Genomic DNA, 18,880 nt, shown 5'->3' on the forward strand with positions numbered 1-18,880 from the left:
ATTCCCTCATGGTATGAGGGAATATTTTCTATGAAGGAGAATATTATGCATAATTATAAATTAACGATTCAGTATGATGGTGCACGTTTTAAAGGATGGCAACGTCTCGGTAATAACGATAATACGATTCAAGGAAAAATCGAAAGTGTCATATCTGAAATGATCGGAAAAGAAATTGAAATTATCGGTTGTAGTAGAACAGACGCTGGTGTACATGCTTTGAATCAAGTTGCTAACTTTCAAAGTGATGAGAAGTTAGTGGAACATAAAGTGAAAAAATATTTAAATCAATATTTACCTAATGATATTAGCATTACGAATGTGGAAGAAGTATATGATCGTTTCCATGCTCGTTACAATTCTAAAGCAAAAACATATCTGTATAAAATTTGGAATGAAGAGCATACAAATCCATTTATGCGTAAATACAGCATGCATGTGAATAAAAAATTAAATGTGGAAAGCATGAAAGCAGCTGCGAAACATTTAGTTGGTTCACATGATTTTACTGCTTTTTCAAATGCGAAATCAAAGAAAAAATCTATGGTTCGAGAAGTATATACACTTGATGTGATGGAAGAGGCAGGGTTTGTACAAATTAGAGTAAGTGGTAACGGCTTCCTTCATAACATGGTAAGAAAAATTGTTGGAGCATTAATTGAAGTTGGATTAGGACAATTAGATGCTGAAGCAATTCCACAAATTCTAGAGGCGAAACAACGTAATCAAATTAATTGTCTTGCTGAGGCGAGTGGTTTGTATTTGGAGAATGTTGAGTTTTAATGGCAAATAAAAAAATCGGGCTAAGTAGCTCGATTTTTTTAGTATTACGAAGATTTCTCTTTTTTTATACGTATCTTCAAATTCCAAAAAGCAGCAAGCATAATAGCTGCAAAGGAGCCGCTAATTGTTCCAAATAGTTTTGCATAAGGAGAGCTGCTTACATCGGCATTAATGAATAACATCATACAGAGCATGGCAGGGAAAAAGTATAAGTATTGTAATAACTTTAATTTTTTATCATTACTCATATATATAGCCCCTTTCTAGCATGTTACATGTTTATTGTAACATATTTTACCAAGTTGTTTTTACACTTGGAGACATGTTCATTTCATATGTGTAAATGCAGTTTTTTAATTCGATATTGTAAGTTTTGCCTACTTAATCCTAAAAATTTTGCAGCTTGTGAGATGTTGCCATGATTCTCTTTAAGAATTTGGTTAATATAGTTCTTTTCCATTTTTTCTATTGTGTGTTTTAAAGTTTTTGGTGCATCAGTATTGTGATTAGTTAGTGCATGTTGCATATTGAATTCTGTTTTTATTCGTTCACGGAAGCGAGTAGGCATATGAAACGCTGTAATGATGGTTTCATCTTCTATTAAGTTCATGGAACCTTCAATTATATGTTCCAACTCCCGTACGTTCCCAGGCCAATCGTATGCATAGAAAAATTCTCTTACATTTACATCTACATCGGTTACGTTTAGCCCGAATTGAGTATTATATTTTTCAATAAAGTGCTGAACAAGAGCTAGAATATCTTCTTTTCTTTCACGTAAAGGCGGAAGACATAAAGTAACGACGCTTAATCGGTAATATAAGTCTTCTCTTAATCGATTATGTGCGATGGCTTCGAAAGGATCTTCATTGATAGTTGCTATAATACGAACATCAATTTCTTTTTCGTGTGTGCCTCCGATTCTTCGTATTGTTTTTTCTTGTATAGCTCGTAGTAACTTCGCTTGAAGTGCTGGACTTAATGAGTTGATTTCATCTAATAACAAAGTTCCTCCATTCGCTTCTTCAAATAAACCAGCTTTATCGATAGCTCCTGTAAATGCACCTCGGTTTGTACCGAATAATAAGCTTTCCATGAGTGTATCAGGTATAGCGGCACAGTTCTGTGAAATAAAGGGTTTTGTTGAACGCTGACTTTCATTATGGATGCTTTGTGCAAATAGTTCTTTCCCAGTGCCAGTTTCTCCTACTAAAAGTATGGAGGAAGATGTACGAATTACTCTTTTTCCTTCTGTAATGATTGATTGAATGGCTTCAGAATCACCAATTATGTGATCAAAGGTAAATTTAGTACTTTGTTTTCGAGAAGGGCCCATTCTTATTGTTTGCTTTAAGTTACTAATTTCTTTTGATATTTCAATAGCGCCTTTAATTTTTCCATTTTCTATTATAGGGAAAGTATCGTTAATCGTTGTAATTTCTTGTCCTTTATTGTTAAAATACGTTTGTTTTATATTTTTGTTTGTTTTTCCTAATTTTAATGCCTCTATAAGAGTACTATTTTTATTTTCTTCAAATGCAAATATTTCTAAAGGACTTTTATATAATACATCTGAGCGTTCCATTGATTCAATTTCCATCATTTTGCGGTTATAGATAATCGTTTTACTTTCCTCATTAATAATATGAATCCCGATATCGAGTTCATTGAGTAAAGTTTCATATAGCATGTTCATTTCAATGATCTGTTTAAAATTAATGTCTTCTGTACGCATAGATTATCTTCTCCTCATTTCACCCTATGAAGACTGACTTTTTATAATTTTATTAAAATTCTTATAAAACCGCAAAATTTTTTTGCTATTTTCCTTTTAAAACTTTTCAAATGATAGAAAAATTTTGCGGTTGTGCATGCTTTTTTGTGTAAAACTCTCATTTAATATATGAATTAGAGACTTGGTACGTATTTTGCATAAATAATATTTGAAATCTCTAGAGGGGAGAATATGAATTTTTACAGGATATACAACGTTTCGGTGTCAATTAATAAGAGGGAGGGATTTATAAAGTGAAGACAGTTATAGAAGGTGTGTATAGTCCTTGTTATGGAAAAGTAGAGAAGTTATTTGTTACGGAAAGTTCTTACGTATACGAGTGGGAGAAATTAGCGTTAATTGAAACGATAGATAAACAGAAAGTAGAAATTAAGATAGGAATCAGTGGTTATATTGAATCATTAGAAGTAGTAGAAGGACAAGCTATTGCTGATCAAAAGTTATTAATAACAGTAAGGGATGACCTTTTAGTAACAGGCAGTGATTAATGTAAGTGATGTGTATTTTTGCTCTTTTAAATCATTATTTTTACGGTGAAAAATTTTAAAAACGCTTACATTAAATGGATTGGCAAAGTGAAAAGGGGGGATTTATATGATGGATCAAAACCAAGGATTAAAAAGAGAATTGAAAAGCAGGCACATATTTATGATTGCACTCGGTGGAGTTATTGGTACAGGACTTTTTTTAGGATCAGGTTATACGATTCATGAAGCTGGACCTGGAGGAGCAATTGTAGCGTATCTTGTCGGTGGATTTGTAATGTATTTAACGATGCTCTGTCTTGGAGAGTTAGCGGTTGCGATGCCTGACGCAGGGTCTTATCAAACGTATGCGACAAAGCATATTTCTCCTGCAGCAGGTTATGTAGTGGGATGGATGTCGTGGTTAAACTGGTCTGCTACGATAGGTATTGAATTAATTGCAGTTAGTATTTTGATGAAACGTTGGTTTCCTGATGTACCGTCATGGATTTGGTGTGTAGTGTTCGCGGTACTGCTCTTTGCTATTAATGCGTTATCTTCAAGAAGTTTTGCGGAAGTGGAATTTTGGTTTGCAAGTATTAAAGTAATTACAATTATTGCATTTATTATTTTGGGCGGGGCAGCAATGTTTGGGTTTCTAGATATGAAAGGGAATGAACCAGCGCCAATGTTCTCTAGCTTTACTGATTATGGTGGATTGTTTCCAAATGGATTATCAGCCATTTTAATTACAATGATTGCAGTTAATTTTTCTTTCCAAGGAACAGAATTAGTTGGTATTGCAGCAGGTGAGAGTGAAAATCCAGAGAAAACGATCCCGAAGGCAATTAACAATACAGTTTGGCGTATACTTGTTTTCTTTGTACTATCTATTTTTATTCTTGCTGGACTATTCCCTTGGCAGCAAGCAGGAGTAATAGAAAGTCCATTCGTAGTTGTATTTGATAAAATTGGTATTCCTTATGCAGCAGATATTATAAATTTCGTTATTATTACAGCAGTACTATCCGTTGCGAATTCAGGATTATATGCAACTTCGCGTATGCTATGGTCTATGTCTAATCAAGGAATGATTAGTCCAATTTTTGGCAAGTTATCTAAAAACGGTGTTCCTATTTATGCATTAATCGTAAGCACAATTGTAGGGTGTCTCTCACTACTATCAGGTATTTATGCGGAAGATACAGTTTATTTATGGCTGCTTTCTATCGCTGGATTCGGAGCGATACTAGTTTGGGCATCTATTGCTTTATCAAATTTATTAGCTAGAAGGTCATACATGAAGCGGGGCGGGGATGTTAAGGACTTGAAATTTAAAACACCATTGTATCCATTTGTACCACTTCTTGCGTTAGTATTAAATTTAACAGTAATCGTTGGCATGGCCTTTATTCCAGAACAAAGAATGGCATTGTATTGTGGTATTCCATTTATGATTGTTTGTTTACTGTTTTATCGTGCTACAAGAAATAAGGGAAGTAATGTAGAGCATATTGAAAAGACAAATACAACGGAAGTAGAGAGTTTATAATAGTGATTAATTAGGAGACTGTAAAATTGTAAACAGTCTCTTTTTTTGTGAAAATAAAGCTGGAAACATACTATGTATGCAAAGGGGAATTAGCGATGAATCCAGAAGTTTCGCAGTTGTTAAAACAAATAGATTCAAGGAAAGAGGAATTACTAGAACTTACAAAAACTTTAATTCGTTTTGAAACACCAGCACCGCCAGCGAGAAATACAAATGAAGCACAAGAATTTGTTGCAGAGTTTTTAAGAAAACGAAATTTTAGTATTGATAAATGGGATGTATATCCGAATGATCCGAATGTTGTTGGGGTAAAAAAAGGGATAAAAAGTGACTCATATAAAAGTCTTATTATTAATGGACATATGGATGTAGCCGAAGTGTCAGCAGATGAGGCGTGGGAAACAAATCCATTTGATCCATTTATAAAAGATGGCTGGTTAGTTGGACGTGGCGCAGCAGATATGAAAGGTGGGCTGGCTGGAGCGCTATTTGCCATTCAACTTTTACAAGAAGCTGGTATTGAATTACCTGGAGATTTAACTTTTCAATCGGTAATTGGAGAAGAAGTTGGAGAAGCAGGTACACTTCAATGCTGCAAAAGGGGTTACGATGCTGATTTTGCAGTAGTAGTGGATACGAGCGATTTACATATGCAAGGGCAAGGCGGTGTCATTACTGGATGGATTACAGTGAAAAGTCCGCAAACGTTTCATGATGCAACGCGTAGACAAATGATCCATGCTGGAGGACGTTTATTTGGAGCGAGTGCGATTGAAAAAATGATGAAAATTGTGCAAAGCTTACAAGAATTAGAGCACCACTGGGCAGTCATGAAAACATATGAAGGCTATCCATCTGGAACAACAACAATTAATCCAGCTGTTATTGAGGGAGGAAGGCATGCGGCGTTTATTGCGGATGAGTGCCGATTGTGGATAACAGTGCACTTCTATCCGAATGAAACACATGAACAAATAATAAACGAAATTGAAGAGTATATTGGAAAGGTGGCAGCTGCCGATCCATGGTTAAGTGAAAATCCGCCACAATTTAAGTGGGGCGGAGAATCAATGATTGTAGATCGTGGCGAAATTTTCCCTTCTTTAGAAGTAGATAGTGAACATGCAGCTGTAAAAAAACTTAGCTCAGTACACGAGTCTATTCTATCAAAAAATGCAATTTTAGATATGTCTGCAACGGTAACTGATGGCGGTTGGTTTAGTGAGTTTCACATTCCAGCGATTATATATGGACCAGGTACATTAGAAGAAGCACATTCTGTAAATGAGAAAGTTGAAATTGAACAGTTAATTGAATTTACAAAAGTGATAACAGCATTTATATATGAATGGTGTCATATGAAAAAATAGATTAGTATGTTGAAATTGTACAGGTATGTATACTTGTACGATTTTTTAGTGAACTATTTCAGAGTTAAATAGAAACAACTGAAATAGTTCTTTATTTTGCTATGTCTTTCGTTTCATTTCAAGTAATTTCTCTTTTGCTAATTCAACGGCAATCGCATCATCTAAATAGCCAATTGGAAAGAGATAGTCGGGAATAATATCTGTCGATAAAATGAAATAAAGTAATGCGCTCCCAAGAACTGCACGTTCTTCTTTTGAAATGGTTTCATTGCAAAATTGTTGATACATATCTGTTAATTGTTCAATAAAAGGACCAGCACTATCAATTTGCTCTAATTTGCTTGCGAAACTGTCACGAATACGATTTTCGCCTTCTGTTGTCTGGGCATAGCGTTCGTAATTTTCGAGTTCTTGTTTTACGCGAGTTGTAGTGTAATCGAAATCGAATAAGTTAGAGGATTGTAAAGTTTGCTGAATGGTATCAAGAGATGTGTACATATCCGTTTTTTCTTTATTTATGTGAGGAGAATCAGGGTACATTTCATCAAATAACAATTGGGGTGGAACTTGAAGACATTCTGCAAATTTTTGTAGATGTTTTTGTTTTGGCGGTTGTTTGCCATTAATAATTCTTGAGACTGTTGCAGGATCAATATTTGTAAGTATTCCTAGTTGGCGCATAGATAGGGCGCGTTCTTTTAAAAGTTTTTTTATTAATTTACCAAGCCGATCATTCGGGTTTTCATTAGCCATAGTGTAGGCACTCCTTTTTTAGTGTTGAAAAAATGTTGAGCATTTATTACAAGTATATGAAACAGACAGGCACAGTTGCTCAACATTTTCATAATATGCATTGAAAAGTGAGAAAAAGGGGTGACTATTTATGAGTACGGTAGGCTTATTTTCAATTTTTTTAATCGGGATCGCTTCTAATTTAGATAATGCAGGTGTTGGAATTGCGTATGGCATTCGTAAAATTCGTATTTCGTGGTTTAACAATTTTATCATCGCATTCTTCGGGTTTTTATTTACTTTACTAGCTGGATTTTTTGGGAACTGGATTGCGTTATTTATTTCAGAGTTTACAGCAAACTTGATTGGAGCAATCGTTTTAGGGATAATCGGGGTGTTTATTTTATGCCAGCCTTTCTTGAGTCAAAAAAATATAGCAGGTTCTAAAGATGATAATGTACTTATGGGAATTTTACGTAATCCAGAAAAAGCAGATTTTGATGGATCTAAAACAATTAGTTTTTCTGAAGCACTTGTTTTAGGGGTTGCATTGTCTATTAATAATATCGCAGGTGGGTTCGATGCTGGAGTAACAAATTTAAACCTTTGGCTTACAGCGACTATTTCTGGGGTGTTTAGTTTTATTTGCATAAGTGGTTTTGCATATGTAGGAAAACGATATTTAGCAGAATACTTAGGGAAATGGGCGACGGTTATTGCAGGAGTGTTATTAATTCTTATTGGGATCGATCAGTTGTTGTAAGGAGAGTAGAAAACAAGGTTCGAGTATTTCCTTGGAAATACAGCAAGGGATTGCATATATCGACGTACTTTTCTCCATACTAATACGGATTTCTTTTAAGAAAGGGGGATTTGTATGGGACGCGGGAAAGCATTTGATCATAAGAAAAAAGGGCATGATCATCAACCACCTAAAGGTGCGTTCATTCATAAAGATGTAAATGAACATACTTTGGAAGAGGAAGAGCTACCAGTAAATATTGAGGCGTATAAAAATAGTTTAAAAAAACATTAAAAGCACCTACATAGGTGCTTTTTTTACCGTATATCTTCAATTAATTGTTCGGATTCTTCATGCATACTGTACTCACTTAATACTTGAATGCAAAGCCACTTTAATTCTTCGATCGTATGCTCAAGTTCTTCAGGAAGCACATGGTGAATGTCTTCAAGTCCCATTCCGAAATGAATAAGTTCAAGTACTTGATCATCGATGTTCCGGTCCATTAATAGTTCAAGTACTTCTAAATTGAATATGTATCGGTGAGCTTCATCGAGTGAAACAACTTTTAGCTTTAAGCTTTCTACAATACTCAATATAAAAAGAAGAATTGTTTTTTCAAGAACAGGCTGTTTTCCCATTTGAAATATTAGTTTCATCTTTCACACCTCCACATATAGCGCTAGGTTGTACTATATTATTCAGGAGGGGGGAACAAATATGCATGATATAGAGAAACTTTCAGCACTGTTTTTGTAAGAGGATTGATAACTGACAAAAGTGAGGTTTTGGTGAAATAAAAAATCCTGCTAGTATAGCAGGATAACTCGCGATTAAAAAATACTCCAGCCTTCTTGAGCAGAAAGAAGTTCAAGGATTTTAAAACCAGCAATGCTATTTCCGTTTGCATCTAAAGCTGGTCCGAAAATACCGATTCCCATGTCTCCTTTTACGCAACCGAAAATACCACCGGCTACACCACTTTTTGCAGGGATACCAACACGAATTGCAAATTCACCAGATTCGTTATACATACCACATGTGACCATAAATGTTTTGCAAATTTTTGTAATATGTTTAGGGATGATTTGTTTCTTTTTATATGGATCATATCCATCCATTGCAAAAATTAAGCCGATACGTGCTAAATCGATGCAGTTTACTTCAACTGCACATTGACGAGTATATAAATCCATAAGTTCTTCAATATCACAATCGATAATTCCGTTTTGTTTCATATAATAACAAAGTGAACGGTTTAGATAAGCTGTCTCTAATTCTGAATCGGCAACTTTAGAGGAATAATTAATAGTAGGATTATCTGTTATTTCACGTACAAAATGAAGAATACGTTCCATTTTTTCCTCGTTATCTTTTCCTGCTAACATGCTTGTAATAGCTAATGCTCCTGCATTTATCATTGGATTAAGGGGTTTGGACGGACTTGTCGTTTCTAACTTAATAATAGAATTAAATGGGTCACCCGTTGGTTCCATTCCAACTTTAGAAAATACATATTCTTCGCCACGGTCTAAAAGGGCAAGGGCAAGTGTAATTACTTTGGAAATACTTTGAAGAGTAAATAGTGTTTGTGAGTTGCCTGCATGGATATATTCTGTTTCTTTATGGAAAATGGCAATCCCTAAATCGTCTGGATTTGCATTTCCTAGTTCGGGGATATAAGTAGCAAGTTTTCCTTTTTTCGTATATGGTTTTACTTGTTCTAACAACTGTTGTAAGTTGTTTGTTTCAATGCACTGCATAGTACCAACGCTCCTATTTCGAATTAACTAAGTTTACTTTTCCCGATATGCTCGGAAATAAATAATAACATGAAAAAGTGGAATGATAAAACGAAAGTTACATGTTCTATAGTAGGTCGTTCGTTTCAAGTCCTATGTTATAAAAAAGGAGAATTTCCCTTTTATATAACAGTTTGGAAATAGGAGATTTATCCATAAAAAATTCAAAAATAAAAACTACACATCTATACAACTATATGTTATTATGGTTATGTAAATAGAAAGCGTTTTCTAAGGCGTACTTATAATGATAACGATTTCATAAATTTGATAGGGGGAATTAAAATGTTGCAGTTTTTACAACGTATTGGTAAAGCGTTAATGCTTCCAATCGCCGTACTACCAGCAGCAGGATTATTGCTTCGTTTAGGGCAACCAGATGTCTTTGATATTCCTGTTATGGCACAGGCCGGTGCAGCAGTTTTTGATAATTTAGCACTCATTTTTGCAATTGGTATTGCAATCGGTCTTTCAGTTGATGGTAGTGGTGCAGCAGGTCTTGCAGGTGCAATTGGTTATCTAGTTATGAAAAACAGTATTGATGCACTTAGTAAGGGATATTCTACTGTAGAATTACAAGATAAATTAGGCAAAGTCCAAGATTTAATAGGTAATAGCGCTAATGTTGATCCATCTAAGCTTGCAGATACAATGACACAAGTATCTAAGGCAGCCGAATTATCGACTAAAGTGGATATGAAAGTTTTAGGTGGTATTATTGTTGGTGTTATAGCGGGACTTCTTTATAATAAATTCCATAAGATTAAACTTCCAGAATGGTTAGGGTTCTTTGCTGGAAAACGTTTCGTCCCAATTGTTACATCGGTTGTGATGTTAATATTAGGAATTCTATTCGCACAAATTTGGCCAGCAATTCAAAATGCTATCGATGCATTAGCTCATGGAATTGTTAATTTAGGGGCAGTTGGTTCAGGTCTATTTGGTTTATTAAACCGTCTATTAATTCCAATCGGTTTACATCATGTAATGAACACATATTTCTGGTTCGTACTTGGTGACTTTACAAATGCAGCAGGTAATGTTGTAAATGGTGATATTGCTCGCTTCCTTGCCGGAGATAAAACAGCGGGTATGTTTATGACTGGTTTCTTCCCAGTTATGATGTTCGGTTTACCAGCAGCATGTTTCGCAATGATTGCGGCTGCTAAACCAGAAAAACGTAAAATGGTTACAGGTATGTTAGGTGGTCTAGCATTAACTTCATTCTTAACTGGTATTACAGAACCAATTGAATTCTCATTCATGTTCTTATCACCAGTATTATATGGTATTCATGCTGTATTAACAGGTCTTTCTTTATTCATTACAACAACTCTTGGTATTCACGATGGTTTCACATTTAGTGCCGGTGCAATCGATTATTTCTTAAACTTCGGTATTGCAACAAAACCATTATTACTAGCGGGAGTCGGCTTAATTTACGCAGTAATTTATTTCGTTGTATTCTACTTCTTAATTAAGAAGTTCGATTTAAAAACTCCTGGTCGTGAAGACGAAGAGGAGGTAGCTGAAGGTGAAGAAGCTCCAGTTGCAGGTTCAATTGGTGAAACTTACGTAGCAGCTTTAGGCGGAAAAGAAAACTTAACAGTTATTGATAACTGTGCAACACGTCTACGCTTACAAGTAAAAGATGCTGGTCAAGTAAATGAAGCAGCATTAAAACGTGCTGGTGCAAAAGGTGTTATGAAATTAAGTAATACAAGTGTACAAGTTATCGTAGGTACAAATGTTGAATCTGTTGCCGATGATATGAAAAAACACGTATAAATAATGAGATAAGAGGATGTCCCAAAAGATTGATAACATCAATTTTTTAGAGGACATCCTCTTTTTTTGTTAACAATTTAACGGGAATCTTACTTTTGTAAATTTTCTTTTTCTTTTTTGTACATATGGGTTGGTAATATGTGCAGTGCGTGATAAAGTAGGGATGATATAGAATGGATTATCCATAATCTACTAAAATAAATCTTTAGTAGAGGAATTAAATTATTGGTGAGTAAGGGGAAAAAAGCAATTATGGATCAGGAACAAAATAATGCGAATGGGAAAGCACATCGGCCGATTGTATACATAAAAAGGACAATCATTCTCGTCTTACTATTATCACTTGTATATTTCATGTATACAAAAATTGTTGCGCATAATAAGAAAGAAGAAACTTTAAAAGCGGCAGCAGAAATGAAGAAACAAGAAGAGCTAAAAAAGAAAGAAGAAAAAAAGAAACAAGACGTACAGAAGCAAAAACAAAAAGAGCAGGAAGAACAAGTGAAACAAGCGCAAGCTGCGGAACAGCCTGCTGAAGGACCACCTCAAGAAATTAATGAAAACGCTCAATTGGACCAGTATTTACAAAACGCAGGATTTAGCGGGACAGCTGTTATTGTGAAGAACGGAAAAGTTCTTCTGAATAAAGGGTACGGTATGGCAAATAAAGAGCAGCAAGTACCGAATAATTCAGAGACGACTTTTTATATTGGCTCTATTTCAAAGGCGTTTGTAGCAACTGCTATTATGCAATTGAAAGATCAAAATAAATTACAAGTAGAAGATACTGTTGCGAAGTATATTCCAGATTTTCCACAAGGTAATAGTATTCAGCTAAAACATCTATTAACACATACATCAGGGATTCCAGAATATGAGCAAGGAAAAGAAGATATTTCTCATGAAGAACTGATAAAGCGAATAGGAAATCAAAAGCGTATTGGTGGTCCAGGAGAGAAGTGGAAGTATTCCGATTCGAACTACTCTATACTTGCATACATTGCCGAGAAGGTAAGTGGACAGTCGCTTGAAGAATATATTAAACAACATATTTTTGCTACTGCTGGTATGAAACATTCTGGTTTTGGCACAGCGTTAGAACAAACAAGATTCCCATCAACGGGTTATAAAATAGTAAATAATAATATGACAACACCTAATATTCCGAGCATGTCACAACTATATGGTTGTGGTGATATATATACGAGTGCACATGATTTATATTTATTTAACGAAGCGTTATACTCTGGAAAGTTAATTTCAAAAGCGAGTTACGATCAAATGTTTACAGCCGTGAAAAAGGATTACGGATTTGGCTGGTACGTAGACCCAGGAAGCTATTCGAATCACGGTGTAATGCCAGGTTGGAATTGTTTAAATGGATTTAGTAAAAATGGTAGTGTGTATGTTGTTTTATTATCTAACATTCAAAATAACATTAAATCATTTGGTAAAGTGAATAATGACATTTATACGATGTTGCGAAATATTGAAGTGTAAAAAACTATCCTTTTGGATAGTTTTTTTTTGCCCTGAAACAAATATTTCTTTTGAAAATGTATGCCTTACCTATCACAAAAATATCTATTTTGTATACATTAAGATGTATGGATGTAAAATTTTATAATCTAAAAATAATAGGAGGAGAAGTGTATGTGTCTGTTCAGAAAATATTGGCATAAATTATCAAGATTGTTTAATAGACAATTAAGCTATTTTTTAGATGATAAATTATTGCCTGCTGTGGAACGACTTTTATTTTCGCAAAACTTTGCAAGGTTTATTCAAAGAAACTCTAAGCAAGCTACGGAAGAATTTATAAAATCAAGCCAATTTCAATCTATTATTTGTAACATTTTAAAAGAATGCAATACATCACCTTTTAAAGAAATTGCAAAGCAGTATTTAGGTAAAAACGTTGAAATTACGGTGACAGTTGGACAATTAACAGGCGTTATTGTAGCAGTCGGTGATGATTTCTTAACATTGCAAGAAGGTATAGGAACTGAAGTTTTATTACCATTTACAAGTATTATATCAATTAAAGAAGTGTAAGAAAGGAGAGCTATATATGTTATTTACTGATGAATTACGTAACCATGTTGGTGAGTTAGTGCAAGTTGTTACAGCTGTAGAAATTGTTGCAGGCATTCTGTTATCTGTGACGGATGGGGCAGTAAGTGTTCGTACTTCTCCTTCTTATGGACCACCGGAAGATGTAATCGTGCGTACTCCTATTATTGCTTATGTTCGCTTGGAAGGGTAAGCGTGATACAAGTATGAGAGTATCAGTTGTTATTCCAGCGCACAATGAAGCGAGTACTTTATCACAAGTTTTAGTAGAAGTGGAGAAGCTCAAGCCTTACGAAATTATTGTAGTAGATAATGGCTCGACAGATGGAACGAAAGACATAGCGTTACAACATCATTGTCACGTGATTTATTATAAACATTCTCTTGGCAATGATGTTGGACGGGCTATTGGAGCTAGAGAAGCAAAAGGTGAAATTGTTTTGTTTTTAGATGGTGATATTGTTATTGATAGTAAAGAGTTACAACGTTTCGTGAAAGGAATTCGACAAGGGCATCAAATTGTTGTGAATAATTTAACATGGTCGGTTTATTTAAAGATGAGACCACATTATACGACAGTTGGAAAGTTCATGTTGAATCGTTATTTGAATAAAAAGGAGCTTGTTGTTGGATCTTTAATTGCAATTCCACATGCGATGAGCAGGGAAGTTATCGAGAAACTTGGGTGGTGGAATTTAGCAGATCCAGCACTATTTCAAGCGATAGCGATGTCTAGAGGAGTAGATATTGTTGATACGGCTTCGGTCGATGTAATTCACACAAATAAGGTTCGTCCTGTGCATACAGGAACATCACCTGGTTCTCCTTATCCGAAAGCGACTAGCCGTATTATGGGTGATCATTTACGTGCTTTGCAATATGTAATCGAAACATATGGTAAACGCGGCGGTTTTTCGGAGGGAAACAGGGATAGGGAGTTTATAGGGAACTATAAACCAGTTGTATTAAAGAAGGAAAAAGCGAAATATAGTGCGATTATACCAGTGTCAGAAGAAAAAATGACGATAAGATCTGTTATACAAGAAGTGAAAAAAGCAGGGGTAGATGAAATTATTGTTGTCGCGAATGGAGCAGATTTTGAGACTGTTAAACAGGCAAAGCTAGAGAATGTTATTGTTGTTGAATTCGGGGAGGCGCTTGGACATAATGTAGCACGAGCGATAGGTGCCATGCATGCTACGGCAGATATTTGTTTATTCGTTGATGGTGATTTTGTTATTCCAGCAAAAAAACTCACTCCATTTTTGCAAGCTGTTGAAGATGGAAGTGACGTGGTTTTAAATGATTTACAATGCTTATTAGATATGTTTCATCCTGCAGATCCAATTAGTATGGGAAAATATTTTGTGAATTTAGTAGCGAAAAGACCGGATTTATGGAATAACTCATTAACGGCAGTACCACATGCTATGCATAAAAGGGTAATAGAGAAAATAGGATATGACTCGCTTGTTATTCCGCCATTAGCTCAAATGAAAGCTATTTTGGAGGTTTTTTCTATTACAGCAGTAGAATTTGTAGATGTTATAAAAACCAATCGGGTACGCCCGGAGCAACATGGATTTGTAAATGGACGTATTCCGGCATTTGACCGTATTTTCGGTGATCAACTTGAGGCGATTGCTTATCTATTACAATATACAGACGAACGTGGGAGTTTTACAGATGGAGATCGCGATAGAGACACTATTCAACAATTGAGAAAGGAAGAAAAGAATACAGATGAATGCTAGTAGTAAAGTAGCTATTATTGGATTAGGGTATGTTGGTCTTCCTTTAGCAGTCCATTTTGCAGAAAGAGGACATACCGTACTTGGATTAGATAAAGATACTAGAAAAATAGAATCGATTATAAAAGGAGAAAGTTATATTCCAGATGTTTCTTCTAAAGTGTTGCAAAGTTTATTGACTAAAAATAAATTAATAGTAAATACACCAGATAAAGGTATTACTGATTTCCAAAATAGTGATTATGTTATTGTTACTGTTCCAACTCCAATTAATGAACGAAGAGAACCAGATTTAAGTGCCCTCATTTCAGCTTCGCATTATATACAACAAAATCTCCAAAAAGGACAAACCTTCATTTTTGAAAGTTCCACATATCCAGGCACACTTGAGGAAGTTATTATTCCTATTATTTCTCAAGCTGGCCAAAAGGTAGGAGAAGATTTCTATATCGGATATTCCCCTGAGAGAATTGATCCAGCAAATAGTCAATATTCAGTTCAATCTATTCCAAAAGTTATTAGTGGACAAACAGAAAAGTGTAAACAAAAAGTACAGGATTTATATAGTACCATTTTTGACGTAGTTGTACCTGTTAGTTCGCCGAAAGTAGCAGAGATGTGTAAGTTATTTGAAAATATTCAGCGCTTAGTTAACATCTCTTTAGTAAATGAGTTAAACACATTATGTGAAAGTTTAGGGATTGATTTTTATGAGGCCATTGAAGCGGCATCTACAAAACCTTTTGGATTTACTCCGTATTGGCCAGGACCAGGGATAGGCGGGCACTGTATTCCCGTAGACCCCTTATATTTTCAATGGAGAATAAAAAAGAATGGGGCAATTAGTCAATTAATTGAGGCGGCACATGTAATTAATGAAGAAATGCCAGAGAAAATAGTCCGGAAAGTAAAGGGCATGGTGCAATCACCCGGACTAGTTTTAATTGTAGGAATCGCATATAAGAAAGATGTAAATGATTTGAGAGAATCACCGGCTTTGCCAATTATTCAATTACTAATAAAAGAAGGATACGAGATAAAATACCATGATTCATATATTTCTTCCGCGGAAATTGGAGATAAGGTGTATCAATCTGTTGCTTTGGATGAACAAACAGTTAAAGAGGCAGGTTGTATTTTAATTTTAACTGACCACTCTAATATCGATTGGAAGCTTTTTAAAGGAATGAACCGAGTAATAGATACACGGGGAATCGTAAAGAAGGTGAGTGTATGAGTAAGAAATGTTTAATTACAGGTGGGGCCGGATTTATTGGATCTCATTTAGCTGAAGAGTTGGTGAGAAGGGGTTATGAAGTCACGATTGTGGATAACTTCTATAAAGGGAAAAATAAGTATCATAATGAGCTAATGAGAGAGATTCGGGTTATTCCAATAAGTGTTTTAGATAAAAATTCTATTTATGAATTAGTAAATCAACATGATGTAGTGTTTCATTTAGCAGCAATTTTAGGTGTTAAAACGACAATGGAAAAAAGTATAGAGCTCATTGAAACGAATTTTGACGGAACGAGAAACATTTTACAAGCAGCATTAAAAGGAAAGAAGAAAGTAGTTTTTGCATCTACTTCAGAAGTATATGGTAAAGGCAAACCGCCTTTCTCTGAAGAAGGAGATCGATTGTACGGGGCAACTTCTAAAATTCGTTGGAGTTATGCAGTTTGTAAAACGTTAGAAGAAACATTATGTTTAGGATACGCATTAGAAGGCTTACCTGTAACGATTGTTCGTTATTTTAATATTTATGGTCCAAGAGCGAAAGATGGTCCATATGCAGGAGTAATCCCGCGATTTATCCGTGCAGCTTTGCAAGGAGAAGACATTCTCGTATATGGAGATGGAAAGCAGACACGTTGCTTTACGTATGTGAGTGATGCGGTAGAAGCAACAATTCGGGCAATGGATGAGAAGGTAAATAGTGAGATTATTAATATAGGTTCTGAGAACGAACAGAGTATAAAAGAAGTAGCAGAAACAATAAAAAAACTAACGAAATCTTCTTCGAAAATTGTACAAGTTCCTTTTGAGGAAGTATATCCACATGGCTTTGAAGAAATTCCGAATAGAAGGCCGAACGTAACAAAGTTAAGAGAACTTGTTCAATTTCAAGCGACAGTAACGTGGGAACAAGGATTGAAAGAAACTATTAAATGGTTTCGTGAAGAAAACAATGGCTAAGTCGCTATCAGTTATTATTCCTGCAAGTAATGAAGTAGATACGATTTCAGACGTTATTCAATCGGTAAAACCGTTAAATCCAGTAGAGATTATTGTCATAGCAAATGGTTGTAATGATGGTACAGAAGAGGTTGCTGATCAGCTAGGTTGTAAAGTAATCAGGTATACAGAACTATTAGGAAACGATGTTGGGCGTGCAGTTGGCGCAAAACATGCGATAGGTGATGTATTACTATTTATAGATGGGGACTTTGCTATTCCAACTTCCAAATTACAATTGTTTCTTAATCCAATTTTACATGATCAGACTGACATCGTTTTAAATAATTTGGACGCATTGTTTTTAAAGAAACAAAAACCCCATTCCGTTACAGTGTGGCGTCAAATATTAAATGCAATGTTAGAGCGTGAAGAATTAAAGATAGATTCTTTATTATCTGTACCTCATGCGTTGACGAAAGAAGTCGTCCAAAGTATTGGATATGAATGTTTAGTTAATCCTATTGTAGCTCATTTACGTATAGCACAAAGTAAATGGAGAATTAACCGTCATTGTGCTATTGATGTTATTACGCCGAATAAATTTCGACCGATTGAACATGCTGCATATGGCACGAACCTTTCTCAATCTGAAAGACGAATGATAGGTGATCATATAGAAGCAGTTGCAGAACGAATAGTAAGCAGTGATATACGCGGGGGATATTATGATGGAAATAGGAAAAGGGATAGCGTCTATCATACTTTAAATTTCGAAGATTTTTATCAAGGATGGGGCGTTACATCCAATTTGTATAGAGAAAAGCAACTATCGGTTGTTATTCCTGTACAAAATGAAGAGAAAACAATTGGAAAGGTTATAGAAGAGCTTCGTAAAATTGAACCTTTTGAAATCATCGTTGTCGTAAATGGTTCGTCAGATAAAACAGCAACGATTGCAAAAGACAAAGGCGCAACAACCATTGTATATAAAGAAGCCCTTGGAAACGATGTAGGGCGTTCACTTGGAACTTATTTTGCAAAAGGAGAAATTGTGTTATTTATAGATGGTGATTTTGTTATTCCAGCTAGTGAACTATATCCTTTTGCAAAAGCTATTGCAGATGGAAAGGACGTCGCATTAAATGATTTAAATCATTATTTAGATTTAAGAGTACCACTTCATCTTGTAACTGCATTTAAGTATGCACTAAATTTAGCTTGTGATAGAAAGGAATTAGGAGTAGGCTCACTTATTGCGGTACCTAATGCATTTAGCCACAAGTGTTTGAAAGCAATTGGATATAAATCTTTATTGTCACCTTGTGTAGCACAGGTGAAGGCTCTTCTTTCTGGATTTGAAATTGCATGTGTATGTCGTGTTGAGGTTGATAAGATGAACCGTATTCGTCCCAGTGAACATTTTGCAAAAATAGGTCATCCTCCAGCTGTACTTCGAATTATAGGTGATCATATAGAAGGACTAGAGCAAATAATTGCATCAACAGACAATCGTGGCGGATTCTATGATGGCAATAGAAAAAGAGATGTTTTATAGAAGTAACAAAAAAGTGTACAACATGTGTACACTTTTTTGTTCTGTTATAAAAACTATAACAGATTAGGAGATAAGAGTATTACAGCTCTACAATGGGTATTGTTCTTATATTACAAAATAGGACTCGTATATAAGGATACCAAAAAAATACAATTAAGGAAAGGGTTAATTTTAAAGACTTTTAAATGAAGTTAACACTATATATATAGTAGTTTGCTCAACATTTCACAAACATGTCACAACTATTTCGTTCACTTTCGTAAAAAAGTAGTATTCTAAGTGTGTAAGCTGT

Annotated in this window: 20 protein-coding genes and 1 pseudogene; 16 read left to right on the plus strand and 5 right to left on the minus strand. The window is 35.0% G+C overall.

Annotation, left to right across the window (positions count from 1 at the left end):
• Positions 1–45: 45 nt before the first annotated feature.
• A complete protein-coding gene (gene truA / locus N2V79_RS02385; protein ID WP_048538466.1) occupies positions 46–783 on the plus strand; it encodes a tRNA pseudouridine(38-40) synthase TruA in 738 nt (245 codons plus the stop codon).
• Positions 784–827: 44 nt separating this feature from the next.
• Here truA and N2V79_RS02390 read toward each other — a convergent pair whose 3' ends face one another.
• Both N2V79_RS02390 and N2V79_RS02395 read right to left on the minus strand, forming a co-directional pair.
• Positions 828–1,031 carry a hypothetical protein gene (locus tag N2V79_RS02390; protein WP_000063858.1) on the minus strand — a complete coding sequence of 68 codons (204 nt, stop codon included), beginning with the start codon at positions 1,029–1,031 and terminating at the stop codon, positions 828–830.
• Positions 1,032–1,114: 83 nt separating this feature from the next.
• Entirely contained in the window at positions 1,115–2,518 is a 1,404-nt protein-coding gene (locus N2V79_RS02395) for a sigma-54 interaction domain-containing protein (protein ID WP_001258420.1), read from the minus strand.
• 293 nt (positions 2,519–2,811) lie between these two features.
• On the opposite strand from N2V79_RS02395, the gene N2V79_RS02400 reads away from it, so the two are divergent.
• The 3 genes from N2V79_RS02400 (at position 2,812) to N2V79_RS02410 (ending at position 5,964) form a co-directional block, all read left to right on the plus strand.
• A complete protein-coding gene (locus N2V79_RS02400; protein ID WP_000859489.1) occupies positions 2,812–3,066 on the plus strand; it encodes a biotin/lipoyl-containing protein in 255 nt (84 codons plus the stop codon).
• A gap of 106 nt (positions 3,067–3,172) precedes the next feature.
• Positions 3,173–4,594, plus strand: a complete 1,422-nt coding sequence (locus N2V79_RS02405) for an amino acid permease (protein ID WP_000969253.1) — start codon at positions 3,173–3,175, stop codon at positions 4,592–4,594.
• A gap of 95 nt (positions 4,595–4,689) precedes the next feature.
• On the plus strand, positions 4,690–5,964 hold the full coding sequence (locus tag N2V79_RS02410) for an acetylornithine deacetylase (RefSeq protein WP_064532180.1): 1,275 nt from the start codon (positions 4,690–4,692) through the stop codon (positions 5,962–5,964).
• Positions 5,965–6,063: 99 nt separating this feature from the next.
• Here the strand turns inward: N2V79_RS02410 and N2V79_RS02415 are convergent, their stop codons facing one another.
• Positions 6,064–6,717, minus strand: coding sequence for a DUF1232 domain-containing protein (locus N2V79_RS02415; protein ID WP_001262777.1), 654 nt, complete (start codon positions 6,715–6,717; stop codon positions 6,064–6,066).
• 130 nt (positions 6,718–6,847) lie between these two features.
• On the opposite strand from N2V79_RS02415, the gene ytaF reads away from it, so the two are divergent.
• A complete protein-coding gene (gene ytaF, locus N2V79_RS02420) occupies positions 6,848–7,459 on the plus strand; it encodes a sporulation membrane protein YtaF (protein WP_340719545.1) in 612 nt (203 codons plus the stop codon).
• Between the two features lie 114 nt (positions 7,460–7,573).
• Complete coding sequence (locus tag N2V79_RS02425; protein WP_000532409.1) at positions 7,574–7,732, plus strand: hypothetical protein; 159 nt, start codon at positions 7,574–7,576, stop codon at positions 7,730–7,732.
• Between the two features lie 23 nt (positions 7,733–7,755).
• On the opposite strand, the gene N2V79_RS02430 is transcribed toward N2V79_RS02425, so the two are convergent.
• Both N2V79_RS02430 and glsA read right to left on the minus strand, forming a co-directional pair.
• The gene (locus N2V79_RS02430) at positions 7,756–8,097 is read right to left on the minus strand and encodes a DUF3969 family protein (RefSeq protein WP_000766603.1); all 342 of its coding nucleotides are present in this window, start codon (positions 8,095–8,097) and stop codon (positions 7,756–7,758) included.
• 174 nt (positions 8,098–8,271) lie between these two features.
• Positions 8,272–9,201: a glutaminase A gene (glsA, locus tag N2V79_RS02435; protein ID WP_001149850.1), complete on the minus strand. Its 930-nt coding sequence runs from the start codon at positions 9,199–9,201 to the stop codon at positions 8,272–8,274.
• A gap of 69 nt (positions 9,202–9,270) precedes the next feature.
• Between glsA and N2V79_RS02440 the strand changes: the two genes are divergently transcribed.
• The 10 genes and pseudogenes from N2V79_RS02440 (at position 9,271) to N2V79_RS02485 (ending at position 18,777) form a co-directional block, all read left to right on the plus strand.
• Positions 9,271–9,384, plus strand: a complete 114-nt coding sequence (locus N2V79_RS02440; RefSeq protein ID WP_075719953.1) for a transcriptional regulator — start codon at positions 9,271–9,273, stop codon at positions 9,382–9,384.
• 141 nt (positions 9,385–9,525) lie between these two features.
• Entirely contained in the window at positions 9,526–11,028 is a 1,503-nt protein-coding gene (nagE, locus tag N2V79_RS02445) for an N-acetylglucosamine-specific PTS transporter subunit IIBC (RefSeq protein WP_000938907.1), read from the plus strand.
• Positions 11,029–11,280: 252 nt separating this feature from the next.
• Entirely contained in the window at positions 11,281–12,528 is a 1,248-nt protein-coding gene (locus N2V79_RS02450; RefSeq protein WP_000371895.1) for a serine hydrolase domain-containing protein, read from the plus strand.
• Between the two features lie 153 nt (positions 12,529–12,681).
• Positions 12,682–13,083, plus strand: coding sequence for a hypothetical protein (locus N2V79_RS02455; protein WP_000335542.1), 402 nt, complete (start codon positions 12,682–12,684; stop codon positions 13,081–13,083).
• Between the two features lie 16 nt (positions 13,084–13,099).
• A complete protein-coding gene (locus tag N2V79_RS02460) occupies positions 13,100–13,294 on the plus strand; it encodes a hypothetical protein (RefSeq protein ID WP_000899471.1) in 195 nt (64 codons plus the stop codon).
• 13 nt (positions 13,295–13,307) lie between these two features.
• The gene (locus N2V79_RS02465) at positions 13,308–14,855 is read left to right on the plus strand and encodes a glycosyltransferase family 2 protein (protein ID WP_069356604.1); all 1,548 of its coding nucleotides are present in this window, start codon (positions 13,308–13,310) and stop codon (positions 14,853–14,855) included.
• The gene (locus N2V79_RS02470) at positions 14,845–16,089 is read left to right on the plus strand and encodes a nucleotide sugar dehydrogenase (RefSeq protein ID WP_064532187.1); all 1,245 of its coding nucleotides are present in this window, start codon (positions 14,845–14,847) and stop codon (positions 16,087–16,089) included. Before N2V79_RS02465 ends, N2V79_RS02470 begins: the two co-directional genes overlap by 11 nt.
• Positions 16,086–17,051, plus strand: coding sequence for an NAD-dependent epimerase/dehydratase family protein (locus N2V79_RS02475; RefSeq protein WP_069354916.1), 966 nt, complete (start codon positions 16,086–16,088; stop codon positions 17,049–17,051). The genes N2V79_RS02470 and N2V79_RS02475 overlap by 4 nt, the downstream gene beginning before the upstream one ends.
• Entirely contained in the window at positions 17,044–18,588 is a 1,545-nt protein-coding gene (locus tag N2V79_RS02480; RefSeq protein WP_069354917.1) for a glycosyltransferase family 2 protein, read from the plus strand. The genes N2V79_RS02475 and N2V79_RS02480 overlap by 8 nt, the downstream gene beginning before the upstream one ends.
• Positions 18,557–18,777, plus strand: a pseudogene (locus tag N2V79_RS02485) (hypothetical protein). Before N2V79_RS02480 ends, N2V79_RS02485 begins: the two are co-directional and overlap by 32 nt.
• Positions 18,778–18,880: the final 103 nt, after the last annotated feature.

This window comes from Bacillus sp. CH_70 (assembly GCF_038007045.1).
Taxonomy (GTDB): Bacteria; Bacillota; Bacilli; order Bacillales; family Bacillaceae_G; genus Bacillus_A; species Bacillus_A cereus.

What these genes read in the sequence shown, in the direction of transcription:
- ytaF (WP_340719545.1), top strand. Translation starts at nt 6,848, where the DNA reads ATGAGTACGGTAGGCTTATTTTCAATTTTTTTAATCGGGATCGCTTCT.
- N2V79_RS02415 (WP_001262777.1), bottom strand. Translation starts at nt 6,717, where the DNA reads ATGGCTAATGAAAACCCGAATGATCGGCTTGGTAAATTAATAAAAAAA.
- N2V79_RS02440 (WP_075719953.1), top strand. Translation starts at nt 9,271, where the DNA reads ATGAAAAAGTGGAATGATAAAACGAAAGTTACATGTTCTATAGTAGGT.
- N2V79_RS02470 (WP_064532187.1), top strand. Translation starts at nt 14,845, where the DNA reads ATGAATGCTAGTAGTAAAGTAGCTATTATTGGATTAGGGTATGTTGGT.
- N2V79_RS02390 (WP_000063858.1), bottom strand. Translation starts at nt 1,031, where the DNA reads ATGAGTAATGATAAAAAATTAAAGTTATTACAATACTTATACTTTTTC.
- N2V79_RS02450 (WP_000371895.1), top strand. Translation starts at nt 11,281, where the DNA reads ATGGATCAGGAACAAAATAATGCGAATGGGAAAGCACATCGGCCGATT.
- N2V79_RS02405 (WP_000969253.1), top strand. Translation starts at nt 3,173, where the DNA reads ATGATGGATCAAAACCAAGGATTAAAAAGAGAATTGAAAAGCAGGCAC.
- N2V79_RS02425 (WP_000532409.1), top strand. Translation starts at nt 7,574, where the DNA reads ATGGGACGCGGGAAAGCATTTGATCATAAGAAAAAAGGGCATGATCAT.
- N2V79_RS02455 (WP_000335542.1), top strand. Translation starts at nt 12,682, where the DNA reads ATGTGTCTGTTCAGAAAATATTGGCATAAATTATCAAGATTGTTTAAT.
- N2V79_RS02475 (WP_069354916.1), top strand. Translation starts at nt 16,086, where the DNA reads ATGAGTAAGAAATGTTTAATTACAGGTGGGGCCGGATTTATTGGATCT.
- N2V79_RS02430 (WP_000766603.1), bottom strand. Translation starts at nt 8,097, where the DNA reads ATGAAACTAATATTTCAAATGGGAAAACAGCCTGTTCTTGAAAAAACA.
- N2V79_RS02395 (WP_001258420.1), bottom strand. Translation starts at nt 2,518, where the DNA reads ATGCGTACAGAAGACATTAATTTTAAACAGATCATTGAAATGAACATG.
- N2V79_RS02465 (WP_069356604.1), top strand. Translation starts at nt 13,308, where the DNA reads ATGAGAGTATCAGTTGTTATTCCAGCGCACAATGAAGCGAGTACTTTA.
- N2V79_RS02410 (WP_064532180.1), top strand. Translation starts at nt 4,690, where the DNA reads ATGAATCCAGAAGTTTCGCAGTTGTTAAAACAAATAGATTCAAGGAAA.
- glsA (WP_001149850.1), bottom strand. Translation starts at nt 9,201, where the DNA reads ATGCAGTGCATTGAAACAAACAACTTACAACAGTTGTTAGAACAAGTA.
- N2V79_RS02480 (WP_069354917.1), top strand. Translation starts at nt 17,044, where the DNA reads ATGGCTAAGTCGCTATCAGTTATTATTCCTGCAAGTAATGAAGTAGAT.
- truA (WP_048538466.1), top strand. Translation starts at nt 46, where the DNA reads ATGCATAATTATAAATTAACGATTCAGTATGATGGTGCACGTTTTAAA.
- nagE (WP_000938907.1), top strand. Translation starts at nt 9,526, where the DNA reads ATGTTGCAGTTTTTACAACGTATTGGTAAAGCGTTAATGCTTCCAATC.
- N2V79_RS02460 (WP_000899471.1), top strand. Translation starts at nt 13,100, where the DNA reads ATGTTATTTACTGATGAATTACGTAACCATGTTGGTGAGTTAGTGCAA.